We start from the raw sequence: 12123 nt of genomic DNA, 5'->3' as shown, positions 1-12123 counted from the left end.
CGACCTTGATGCGTGTATCTTTGAGCAAACCGACACCGGTGTTGAAGCTGTACATCATCGGTGCTTCATCATGCATCCAGGTGGCTTCGATGTAGTCGCGGCTTTCCTTGAGTGCGGCACGTGAAGAGTCGGCCAGTGCTACCGGCAGGTGCGGCGCGCGTGCGACTGCCAGGACTTGCGCTGCGGTCAGTGTGAAGCCATCGATGGTGATCTTGTTCATGAAATTCCTCTGCAGTATGTTGGGCCGTGGACTCAAGCCACAAAATTTTCAACGAAACGTGTAAACACTTGCGCAGCCGTTGCTGCGTCTTCTTCAGTCATGATTTCATCCGGGTGATGACTGATACCGCCATTACCGCAACGGACAAACAGCATCGCAACGTCAGCGATCGCTGCTATCGCCATCGCGTCATGTCCGGCACCGGAAGGTAAATGGCGTACCGGCAAACCACTGGATGCAATGGCCTGCGCCAGCTGTGTCTGCAATTGATCGGCACAGGCGACGCTGCTGGCTTCATGCGTTTTACGCAATTCAATCTGCACATCACGCTTGCTGCAGATGCGCTGGATTTCAGCCACCACATCTTCCACCGCCGCAATCCTGACCGCATCCTGTTCGGCACGAATATCGATCGAAAAGCGCGCACTGCCCGGCACCACATTCGCTGCGCCATTCGGCACTTCAAGAATGCCCATGGTGCCGACCAAACCCGGCTGGCCACTGCAACGCTGTTCTATATACAAACCGATTTCTGCCGCCGCCATCGCTGCGTCACGCCGCATATGCATGGGTACGGTACCGGCATGTCCGGCCAGCCCTTGCAACTCGGCCATGAAACGCGTGGCACCTGAGATCGCAGTCACCACGCCAACCGCCAGGTTTTCATTCAGCAGCAAGGGACCTTGTTCTATATGCACTTCAACAAAAGCACTGACAGCTTCGGGGCGCCATGCCGCCGCAGCTATGCGATCCGGATTGAAACCGGCTTCCTGCATGACCTGACGCATGCTGCTGCCATGCTCATCCAGATTCGCCAGCACCTTTCCGTCGAAAGTACCTGCGATTGCACGACTGCCGAGCAAGGTCGCCTTGAAACGCACGCCTTCTTCTTCCGCAAAACCGATCACTTCTATCGGAAAAGGAAAGCGTTTGCCCATGCGATGCCAGGCCGCTATGCATGAAATGGGTAAAAGTATGCCGAGGTTCCCATCATATTTACCCGCATTGCGCACGGTATCAAAGTGAGAACCGGTGACCAATGCAGGCGCGCCTAGCGGACTGCCGGCCTCTGCTTCGTAACGGCCGATGACATTACCGGCATCATCCCGCCGCACCTGCATCCCGGCTTCCGTCATCCATGCGCTGAGCTGTTGCGCAGCTGCATGGTGCATCGGAGTTAAGTATGTACGCGTCAATACACCGCTACCTTCGGTGTGCACAGCCAAATCATCTGCGCGCTGCATCACCTCTCGCGCACAACGCTGGTATTGCTCTGAAGCATCTTTCATCGCATGTCTCCATATGTCCACTAAATTTGTATATTTTTATTGTATTCATGAATTGTATACAATATAGTGACCTTGCCTGAACACGTCAAATCAATTTACACAAATACCGTGCGGCGCTACTTATTCGAAACAACATCAGGAGACCATGGTGAATCGATTCTTTAAATCCTTATTCGGGCAGGTCGTCGTTGCCCTCGTAGTCGGCATCATTGTCGGCTTTATTTACCCGGAGTTCGGGCAAAGCCTGAAACCGCTGGGCGACGGCTTTATCAAGCTCATCAAGATGATCATCCCGGTCATCGTATTCTGTGTGGTGGTACAGGGCATATGCGGGGCCAGCGACTTGAAGAAAGTCGGTAGCGTCGGCGTCAAGGCCATTATTTACTTTGAAATCGTGACCACCATCGCACTGGTACTCGGCCTGGTATTGGCCTATGTCTTCCAGCCTGGCGTTGGCATGAATATAGACGCCACACACCTCGATGCCAGCGCCATGAGCAGCTACATCGAAAACGCCAACAAGGTAAAAGGCACCAGCTTCGCCGACTTCTTCATGAAGCTCATTCCAAACACCATCGTCAGCGCCTTCACTTCCGGTGACGTGTTGCAGGTCTTGCTGGTTTCCATGATCTTCGGTTGCGCCCTGCTGCTGATAGGCGACAAGGGACAACCGGCTGTGAACCTGATCAGCTCCTTGTCGGAAGCATTCTTTAAATGCATGTCCTTCATCATCCGCCTGGCACCCCTCGGCGTCTTTGGTGCCATCGCATTCACCGTCGGTAAATACGGCATCGGCTCGCTCAAGCAGCTGGGCATACTGGTGCTGCTGTTCTATGGCGCGGTGATTTTCTTTGTGGTCGTCGTGCTTGGTGCGATCTTGCGTACCTCCGGCCTCAGCATCTTCAAGCTCATCCGTTACCTGCGTGAAGAACTGGTCATCGTCCTGGCTACCGCTTCTTCCGATAGCGTACTGCCGCAAATCATGCGCAAGCTGGAACACATGGGCATCAAGAAATCGACAGTCGGCCTGGTGATCCCGACCGGCTACTCGTTCAATCTGGATGCATTCTCCATCTACCTGACGATGGCGGCAGTGTTCATCGCACAGGCCACCAATACCCATCTCGCGATGAGCGACTTGTTGCTGATCCTCGCAATCTCGCTGATCACCTCCAAGGGTGCACATGGTGTTCCTGGCTCAGCCATCGTGATCCTGGCAGCAACGCTGACGACAGTACCGGCCATCCCGGTCGTCGGGCTGGTGCTCGTGTTATCGGTCGACTGGTTTGTCGGTATCGCACGCGCTCTGGGCAACCTGCTCGGCAATTGCGTGGCAACGGTAGTGATCGCAGCATGGGAAAAGGATATCGACAAGACACGCGCCAAGGCAGTGCTGAATGGCGAGATTCCAGTCACCATTTCTGCCTAGGATTGCGTATGGGTAGCACGAAATACTGAGAGTACAATTCTGTTATCTTACGTAAATCGATGAAAAGCCTGCCCACTCCATGACATTGACTGCACCACTTCCTGACAGCTCTGAAGCAATCGCGCGCAGCATCACCATAGCCATTGCAGAACAGCGTCTCCCTCCCGGGGCAAAACTCCGGGAAGAGGCGCTGGCACGAGCCTATCAAGTCAGCCGCACGAAGATCCGTGCGGCTTTGGTCATGCTGGCCAAGGACAAACTGATCGACCTGATTCCGGACAAGGGTGCCTTCATCAGCAAACCCACGATGGAAGAAACGCGCGATATCTTCTTCGTGCGCCGTATCCTGGAAGCCGCGATGGTGCGCGAATTCATCGCACGCGCAACGGCAAAAGACTACGAGATGCTGGAAGAGCATTTGCGCAAGGAGTTGCAGTCGGTAGAAGAAAACAATTTGCAGATACGCTCTGTTCTGCTCAGCGATTTCCACATCCTGCTCACCCAGGTGGTCGGCAATGAAGTCCTGACCGACATCCTGGTCAAGCTGGCGGGACGCTGTTCGTTGATCACGATGCTGTATCAATCTTCACGTGACGCCATGTGCTCGACGCAGGAGCATTCTGCCTTCGTGGCAGCAGCCAAGGCTGGCAAGGTAGAAGAAGCGGTGGAACTGATGATGCACCACCTGCACCACGTCGAACAGGCGCTGCAATTCACTACCGAGCACGATCCGAAAAAGGATCTGGTCACTGAGTTGCTGTCGTAAGCCCAAACAAGCCAATAAAAAAGCCACGCAGAGCGTGGCTTTTTTATTGAGCGATGATGCTTACTTGCGCAGTACCAGATTGGTCGGCAGGCTGTGCAGATAAGCAGCGATGTTTTCGATATCCTGGCTCGACAACTGCTTGGCCAGTGGCTCCATGATCGGATTGCTGCGACCGTTCGATGCCTTGTTACCGCGCTTGTACGACACCAGTGCGTGCTTCAGGTAATCCTTATGCTGGCCAGCCAAAATCGGATAGGCAGGATCGATAGGGGTTTTGAAATCCGCACCGTGACAGGATGCGCAATTGAATTTGGTGACGGCTGCCTTGCCCGCATCGATTTTGCTCTCAGCCGATGCATGCACCGAAACAACTGCCGACAGGGAAAGAACCGCCAATGAGATGATTTTTTTCATTTGTGGCTCCCCTTATTTCTGCTGCGAGTAGTACGCAGCAACGTCAGCGATGTCCTGATCCGACAAGCTCTCAGCGATGCCACGCATCGAAGGATGATTGCGATCACCCTTTTTATATGCATGCAGGGCTGCTGCAATGTATTTATCCGACTGTCCACCTATCATCGGAACTTGGTATACCTCAGGAAACGTCGCCTTGTATCCCGGGATGCCATGGCATCCGATACACATCGACACCTTGTTGGCACCCGCCTTAGCGTCACCAACGATTTCCGCTGCGGTAGTGATGTTAGCCACACCCGCGAGCGCGAGAAGCGCAAATAGTTTTTTCATGATAGCTATGGGTAAGTGAGACGAAACCTGCGGGTGGCGTGGCTGCGGACAGCTTTTTATATAGTGAAATTATTACTTCGCCACACCAAAACCGCTCGATTCTACCCCAAGACTATCGGAGCGTCCACGCTCAATTCCCGGAGCGTGGACAGTATCCGACAAAGCACTCCCTTACTCGTCGCGAGGCCGCGCCGGTGCTTGTTCTTCGTCTTCTTCGACGTCGTTTTCAAGCGCTGCGGCAGGGGCTGCCGCCTCCGGCTGGGTCGGCCAGAAGAAGATATATGGTGTCAGGGTGAAGCGTCGCAACATGGCACGAAAAACCAGGCGACGCACCCGTTTCGGCACGTCACGCGCACGCAATGCCAGTGTCAGAGCACAGCCAAATGCCACACCGACGTTGAGCAAACCGATGGCAACGATACCGACGCAAGCCAGCCAGAATTCCGGCGTCGCCATCACGTGCCAGCCCAGCGTAGTCACCGCCGCCGCCAGCGTCGCAGTCGACAGCGTTACGTGGCGTACATCCAGCGGCAAGCCAAAGAAATGCGCGATCACTGGCACCATGCCGAGCAAGATAGCGAGCGACACGTTGGCGACGATACCGGAGATATTGTGCTCCAGCCATTCCGCCCAGCGTTGCGCCCGGTTCGCACCCAGTGCATGTACCAGGCGACGATGATGTGCGATGGACTCCTTCAGGCGACGCAAGGCAAACCAGTTATCCGCAAAGCCGGAAATCAGGCTGGCAATCCACAGCAAGATGCCGGTGAAGGCAGCAAATAACGGTGTGACGCCGATGAAGGACAACGAAGCAATGCTGGCATGTGCTTTCTCTGCATTCATCACCGGTTTGCCGGTCAGGTAAAGGAAGGCAAACGAGAGCGCGACGATAACAGGTGCAACCGCCAGCAAATTACCGAATACAGCAGCAGCTTGTGAGCGCAGCAAGGCCGCAATCTTGGCCAGCAACTCGCGCAAGCCCTCTACCGTTTCCAGCTCGCCCATCTGCGCTGCCAGCGCCGGTGCCGTCACAGCCGGTTGCTTGGTCGCCAGCACGCCGCCAATCGCGGTGATGAGCAAAAAGCTCACTGCATAATTGATGGAAAGAAAGGCGCCTTCAAAGAATTGCGCCAGGCCGAGGCCGGTAATGCCGACTTTGGCCAGCGCGGTGAAAGCAGTGACAAAACCACCGAGCAAGGCGGCTTTCAACATCGCACGATATTCCTGGCGATCACTGGCGATGTAATGCTCGCCGTGGCTGGCATTGCGTTCAACCATCTTGCGCGCCAGCAGCGAGAAGCTGCGATTGACCAGTTCACGGATCGAGGAACGACGGTGGTGCGCCACGATCAGGTCGACCAGCACAGCCTGCACCTGCCCCGAGCCCTCTTCCACGTGCGAGGTGTTACGCAAATCCAGCAAGCGCGCGACACGCGTCAACTGTGCGCGCATGCGCTCAACGTTGTACACGAGGCCGACCGACACACCGTATTCATCCAGATGCGCGTAGATCTTATCGGTCTGCGCCTGGCACACTGCAATCAGCATGCGCACGCTGCGCAATGCACCTTCATCGCGTTCACTGGTCACCAGATAGTTTTCCAGTTCACGGCGCAAAGCCATGAATGGCGTAGCCAGCAAAGGCATGCGCGGTTCCAGGCGCTGCCGGAAGGCCGGACTGATACCGATGGAGATCACCATCGTCACCAGATACAACATCGCTTCATCGATCTGCTTGCGATAACCGTGCGCAATGCCGTCATCTGCACCCAGCTTCCACAGGCGCGACAGGGTCTGGGAATCCAGTTCCAGCAACCAGTCGGCATCCGATTCATCCGGGAACATCGCGGTGAACAGGGTCGACAAATCATGCTGGTTCAGTGGCGGCGGCAGTATGTGCTTGACCACCCGCTCCGACAGTTCCGAGAAGAATGCCGATTCACGCGGCAAGCCGGTGGCAGAAAACAATTCGGGGCCGGTTGCTTCACGCAAAGTCTTGCGCAGGGTCGCTTGCACAATCTGGCGCACATCGCGATTTTCATCCAGCCAGTCCAGCATATAGCGTATGCGCAGGCTCTTGATACGGCTCCACTCGGCTTCGTCCAGCAAGGACACCTTGGGTTCGCGGCGTATCCAGTCGGCCAGGTCTATCATCCAGTTGGCACGCATTTGCCACGACGCATTCGGATCAGCACGCCGCGCCAGTGCTTCGAACTGCTGCAGGTAGCGCGCATTGTCAGCGTGATGTTGCAAAGCACCGGTACGGAATCTGCGCCACACTGCGAAGATTCTAAGGAAAGAGATTTTCATTATATTTATTGTAAGGAGAAGCTATGCTGAAGCGTAACAGCCATTATCGCCGCTGTGTATATAGCCAGCCTTCTCGCTTATACTCCGATTTCTTTTCATTTTAATGACACCGCCATGCGACAAGAAACACGCTTCGAAGGTTCCCAGAGCTATGTCACCACCGGCGACCTCAAGCTGGCCGTCAATGCCGCGCTGACCTTGCAACGTCCGCTCTTGATCAAGGGTGAGCCAGGTACCGGCAAAACCATGCTGGCAGAAGAAGTCGCTGCCGCCCTCGGCATGCCGCTGCTGCAATGGCATATCAAATCCACCACAAAAGCCCAGCAAGGCCTGTATGAGTACGATGCGGTATCGCGCCTGCGTGATTCGCAGCTCGGCGATGAGCGCGTCAAGGTCATCGGCAATTACATCGTCAAAGGCGTACTGTGGCAGGCATTCGCCGCGGACCAACAAGTGGTACTGCTGATTGATGAAATCGACAAAGCAGATATCGAGTTTCCCAACGACTTGCTGCGCGAACTCGATCGCATGGAATTCTATGTGTACGAAACACGTGAAATGGTCAAAGCCAAGCACCGACCACTCGTCATTATTACATCGAATAACGAAAAGGAACTGCCGGACGCCTTTTTGCGCCGCTGCTTCTTCCATTACATCAAGTTTCCGGACCGCGACACGATGGAGCAAATTGTCGCCGTGCACTTCCCCAACCTGAAGCGCGAACTGCTGGCCAAGGCACTCGAAGTGTTTTACCAGATACGCGAAGTCAGCGGCCTGAAGAAAAAACCGTCGACCTCCGAATTGCTGGACTGGCTCAAACTCTTGCTGGCGGAAGACATCCCGCCGGAAGCATTACGCAGCCAGGACGATAAAACCATCGTGCCGCCGCTGCATGGTGCTTTGCTGAAGAATGAACAGGACATCAATCTGTTCGAGCGTCTGGTCTTCATGTCGCGCACCAATCGCTGAGGAATACGTTTGTGCTGATCGATTTTTTCTTCACGCTGAAAGACGCCAAAATTCCTGTATCCATCAAGGAATTCCTGGTGCTGCTCGAAGCATTGGAAAAAGACGTGATCAGCCTCTCCTTCGATGATTTTTATTATCTGGCGCGTCTAACGCTGGTGAAAGATGAATCGAATTTCGATAAATTCGATCGCGCCTTCGGTCTCTACTTCAAAGGCATCAGTACTGCCTTTGAAGAAAATGCTGCGATCCCGCTCGACTGGCTGCTGAAGAATGCTGCGCGCAAACTATCGCCGGAAGATCTGGCAGCACTGCAAAAATTCGGCTACGACAAATTGCAGGAACGCCTGCAGCAATTGCTGAAGGAACAGAAAGAACGCCACGAAGGCGGCAACAAGTGGATAGGCACCGGCGGCACCTCGCCATTCGGCAATAGCGGTACCAACCCGGAAGGTATACGCATCGGCGGCGAAAGTCGCAACCGCACTGCGGTCAAAGTCTGGGAGCAACGCACCTACCGCGATTACGATGCATCGCGCGAAATCGGCACACGCAATGTAAAGGTCGCCTTGCGTCGCCTGCGCAAATTTGCACGGCAAGGTGCGCACGATGAATTTTCACTGGACGATACCGTACGTGCCACCGCCAACAATGCCGGCTATCTCGATATCAAGATGCAGCCGGAGCGCAAAAACAATATCAAGGTATTGATGCTGCTGGATGTAGGCGGCTCCATGGATGATCACATCCAGCGCACCGAGGAATTATTCTCGGCGGCCCGGGCCGAGTTCAAGAATATGGAGTTTTACTACTTCCATAATTGCGTCTACGATCAGCTGTGGCGCAACAATCAACGCAAGCGCACCGAACGTTTCGCCACCTGGGATGTACTGCGCAAGTACACACCGGATACCAAAGTTATCTTCGTTGGTGACGCGACCATGAGCCCGTATGAAATATTGCAGGTTGGCGGCGCCGTCGATTATCACAATGAAGAAGCCGGAGCCGAATGGCTGCAGCGTTTTACCAAAGCCTTCCCCAACTACATCTGGCTCAATCCTGAACCGGAACACATCTGGGAATATCGCCAGTCCATTGCCATCATCCGTCGCCAGATGGACAACCGCATGTATCCGCTGACCCTTGAGGGTCTGGAACGCGGGATGCGCATGCTCAGCAAATGACGGTTGTCGCCCTTAGCGCGGCAAATGCATGAATTTCTTGAGCGCGCTGATGAAGTGATGTGCCGCTACCGGCTTGGTCAGATAACCATCTGAACCGGCCTGACGCGCCTGCTCGGCATCGTAGCCGCTGCTTTTACTGACCAGGAACATGACCGAGGTACGGTCGGCCGGACGTATCGCCTTCACTGTCTGGCACAGGCGATAAGGATTGATTTCCTGCATAGAAGTATTGATTACCACTACTGCCACGCGTTGACGCGCGCAAGCACCTTCCGCTTCAGCCTCACTGCTGGCCCACAAGACTTCGGTCTTGTTACGCAACAGCAGCTCGGCGATGTAATCGCGGAAGGCGGGTGTTTTATCGATGACCAATACTGCGCCGCCATGCGGTAACTCGGTACGCATGCGCTGGTACTCGGCTGGATCAGTCAGATCAATATCAACGCGGTCACGCCGCCTGCGCTCCGGCACCGCCACCACGTCGGATGCCTCGAGACGTGACAGCGCATCGGCGCGCTTCTCTATTAACTTATCGAGCGCATCGAACAGGCGATGCCAGCGTATCGGCCGCTCCACGCTGGGATAAGGCAAAGGAATGCTGGTAGTCCCTACCAGCAAGGCCGGGCGCACGTCGCTGGGGCGCAAATCGGACAAAGCCACCAATGCCTTCAACTCCTCGGCATTGGCGATATATAAATCGGGATCTTGCAGATTGTCTTCCGACAGACGGATATAGCCGTACCCCTTGCCTTGGTCCAGGGCAAAAGTGGCATCGAAAATCTCGACCTCCTGTGGTTTGAAACCGATCAGGCGGACCGCAAAAGGAATACTGTTAGCTGACATCTGCTTGTTGTTGAGGATGCGCTGCTGAGGCGCAGAGCCGGGTAATCCACTACCATGCAACACGCATGCATTGATAAAATCTGATGGCGCACCCATCTGGTCCGGATGCGTAGTACCGACAAGCACACGATTTCGTCGGCAATTTGTCAAAACAGATATATTTGAACGCTTTTACAAAAAAAACGCCACAATTGCCGTACGGAAATAACCATATTTAACAATTGGGCACAATCCAGTGTTGATGCCGGCATCACGGAAATGGAAAGCGATGGGGATTGCCTTTTTTCATTAGAATGCAGACACTTCGCTATTTCATGCTGTTTTGCAATTAGCACCCTAATTCCAGCACCCTTACCAGTATTCGATTGAATGGCCACTAAAAAATCCTCTGCAGACTATAGCGAATCATCCATCCGTGTTCTCAAAGGCCTTGAACCGGTCAAGCAGCGTCCCGGCATGTACACACGTACCGAGAACCCGCTGCACATCATTCAGGAAGTCATAGACAATGCCTCCGATGAAGCACTGGGTGGTTATTGCAAGAACATCCTCGTCACACTGAATACTGACGGCAGCGTCAGCGTCGAAGACGACGGTCGCGGTATTCCGGTCGGCCTGCACCCGGAAGAAAAAGTCCCGACCGTGGAGATTGTCTTCACCCGTCTGCATGCCGGCGGCAAATTCGACAAGGGTTCGGGTGGTGCTTACGCCTTCTCCGGCGGTTTGCATGGTGTCGGTGTTTCGGTCACGAACGCACTCTCGACCCGCCTCGAAATTACCGTATGGCGCGAAAACGGCGTGCACAACCTGGTGTTTGCCGGTGGCGACGTGGTCGAACCACTGAAATCCCGCCCTATCGCCCGCGATGAAAAACGCAGCGGTACGCGCGTCACCGCCTGGCCGGATGCGAAATACTTCGACTCTTCCGTCATCCCACAAGCCGAGCTGCAACGCCTGTTGCGCTCCAAGGCGGTACTGCTGCCGGGCGTCAAAGTCACACTGGTCAATGCCAAGAACGGCGAAACGCAAACCTGGCAATACGACCAGGGTCTGCGCGGCTATCTCACCGAATCACTGGCACAGGCGTCCAACGCAGACACCCTGATCCCATTGTTTGAAGGTGAGCAATACGCCAGTGCCGACGCCGAAGGTTTTGCTGAAGGTGAAGGCGCAGCCTGGGTCGTGGCCTGGACCGAGGATGGGGCAGTAGTGCGCGAATCCTACGTCAACCTGATCCCGACCTCGAACGGCGGTACGCATGAATCCGGTTTGCGTGAAGGCTTGTTTGGCGCGGTGAAAAGCTTCGTTGAAATGCATTCGCTGCTGCCGAAAGGCGTGAAGCTGCTGCCGGAAGACGTGTTTGCACGTGTTTCCTTTGTGTTGTCGGCCAAAGTACTCGACCCACAGTTCCAGGGCCAGATCAAGGAACGCCTCAACTCGCGTGACGCAGTGCGACTGGTCGCATCATTCACCCGCCCCGCACTCGAACTGTGGCTCAACCAGCACGTCGATTACGGCAAGAAACTGGCCGAGCTGGTTATCAAGCAAGCGCAATCGCGCCTGCGCTCGGCACAAAAAGTCGAAAAGAAAAAATCATCGGGCGTCGCCGTCCTGCCGGGCAAGCTGACCGATTGCGAATCCAGCGACATCTCGCGCAATGAACTGTTCCTAGTCGAAGGTGACTCAGCAGGTGGTTCGGCCAAGATGGGCCGCGACAAGGAATTCCAGGCCATCCTGCCGCTGCGCGGCAAGGTACTCAACTCGTGGGAAACCGAACGTGACCGCCTGTACGCAAACAATGAAATCCACGATATCGCCGTCGCGATAGGCGTCGATCCGCACGGCCCTAACGATAACGTCGACCTCAGCAACCTGCGCTACGGTCGCATTTGCATCCTGTCCGATGCGGACGTCGATGGCTCGCACATCCAGGTCCTGCTGCTGACACTGTTCTTCAAACACTTCCCGCAACTCATCGATCGCGGTCATATCTGTATCGCTCGTCCACCGCTGTACCGTGTAGACGCACCTGCACGCGGCAAGAAGCCTGTGCAAAAAATCTATGCACTGGACAATGGCGAACTGGAAGCGATCGAAGACAAACTGCGCAAGGATGGCGTCAAGGACGGCGCGTGGAGCATTTCGCGCTTCAAGGGCCTGGGTGAAATGAATGCCGAACAGTTGTGGGAAACCACCATGAATCCGGACACCCGTCGCCTGTTGCCGGTTGCACTCGGCGAGTTCGACCTGAGTACCTCCGAATCGCGTTTCAATATGTTGATGGGCAAAGGCGAAGCTGCTGCACGCCGCACCTGGATAGAAGAGCACGGCAATGAAGCCGAAGCCGATATCTGATAGACGCCTGTACG

11 protein-coding genes are annotated in these 12123 nt (G+C 55.1%); 5 read left to right on the top strand and 6 right to left on the bottom strand.

The window, feature by feature from the left end; all coding sequences use genetic code 11:
• The coding region (locus tag H7U06_RS05605) for an aromatic amino acid lyase (protein WP_175625164.1) at positions 1–220 on the bottom strand (220 nt) is incomplete at its 3' end.
• Between the two features lie 32 nt (positions 221–252).
• Positions 253–1509, bottom strand: coding sequence for an allantoate amidohydrolase (locus tag H7U06_RS05600; protein WP_175625163.1), 1257 nt, complete (start codon positions 1507–1509; stop codon positions 253–255).
• A gap of 148 nt (positions 1510–1657) precedes the next feature.
• Here H7U06_RS05600 and H7U06_RS05595 point away from each other — a divergent pair, with 148 nt between their 5' ends.
• The gene (locus tag H7U06_RS05595) at positions 1658–2938 is read left to right on the top strand and encodes a C4-dicarboxylate transporter DctA (protein ID WP_175625162.1); all 1281 of its coding nucleotides are present in this window, start codon (positions 1658–1660) and stop codon (positions 2936–2938) included.
• Positions 2939–3017: 79 nt separating this feature from the next.
• Complete coding sequence (locus H7U06_RS05590; protein WP_175625161.1) at positions 3018–3704, top strand: GntR family transcriptional regulator; 687 nt, start codon at positions 3018–3020, stop codon at positions 3702–3704.
• 60 nt (positions 3705–3764) lie between these two features.
• Here H7U06_RS05590 and H7U06_RS05585 read toward each other — a convergent pair whose 3' ends face one another.
• The 3 genes from H7U06_RS05585 to H7U06_RS05575 all read right to left on the bottom strand — a co-directional run bounded on the left by H7U06_RS05585 (position 3765) and on the right by H7U06_RS05575 (position 6731).
• A complete protein-coding gene (locus tag H7U06_RS05585; RefSeq protein ID WP_175625160.1) occupies positions 3765–4118 on the bottom strand; it encodes a cytochrome c in 354 nt (117 codons plus the stop codon).
• Between the two features lie 12 nt (positions 4119–4130).
• Positions 4131–4451 (bottom strand): cytochrome c, encoded by a 321-nt coding sequence (locus tag H7U06_RS05580; protein ID WP_175625159.1) that lies wholly within the window; start codon positions 4449–4451, stop codon positions 4131–4133.
• Positions 4452–4622: 171 nt separating this feature from the next.
• Positions 4623–6731, bottom strand: coding sequence for a site-specific recombinase (locus H7U06_RS05575; protein WP_254873134.1), 2109 nt, complete (start codon positions 6729–6731; stop codon positions 4623–4625).
• Between the two features lie 144 nt (positions 6732–6875).
• Here H7U06_RS05575 and H7U06_RS05570 point away from each other — a divergent pair, with 144 nt between their 5' ends.
• Both H7U06_RS05570 and H7U06_RS05565 read left to right on the top strand, forming a co-directional pair.
• The gene (locus tag H7U06_RS05570; protein WP_124573396.1) at positions 6876–7730 is read left to right on the top strand and encodes a MoxR family ATPase; all 855 of its coding nucleotides are present in this window, start codon (positions 6876–6878) and stop codon (positions 7728–7730) included.
• Positions 7731–7741: 11 nt separating this feature from the next.
• Complete coding sequence (locus H7U06_RS05565) at positions 7742–8911, top strand: VWA domain-containing protein (RefSeq protein ID WP_175625157.1); 1170 nt, start codon at positions 7742–7744, stop codon at positions 8909–8911.
• Between the two features lie 12 nt (positions 8912–8923).
• Here H7U06_RS05565 and H7U06_RS05560 read toward each other — a convergent pair whose 3' ends face one another.
• Positions 8924–9880, bottom strand: coding sequence for a PleD family two-component system response regulator (locus H7U06_RS05560; protein WP_254873133.1), 957 nt, complete (start codon positions 9878–9880; stop codon positions 8924–8926).
• Positions 9881–10123: 243 nt separating this feature from the next.
• On the opposite strand from H7U06_RS05560, the gene H7U06_RS05555 reads away from it, so the two are divergent.
• Complete coding sequence (locus H7U06_RS05555) at positions 10124–12109, top strand: DNA topoisomerase IV subunit B (protein WP_175625156.1); 1986 nt, start codon at positions 10124–10126, stop codon at positions 12107–12109.
• The last annotated feature ends 14 nt before the right edge of the window (positions 12110–12123 follow it).

This window comes from Herminiimonas sp. Marseille-P9896 (genome assembly GCF_903993245.1).
GTDB classification, from domain to species: domain Bacteria; phylum Pseudomonadota; class Gammaproteobacteria; order Burkholderiales; family Burkholderiaceae_D; genus Oxalicibacterium; species Oxalicibacterium contaminans.
Note: the sequence above shows the minus strand (reverse complement) of the source record. Positions and strands in the feature narration are given on the sequence as shown.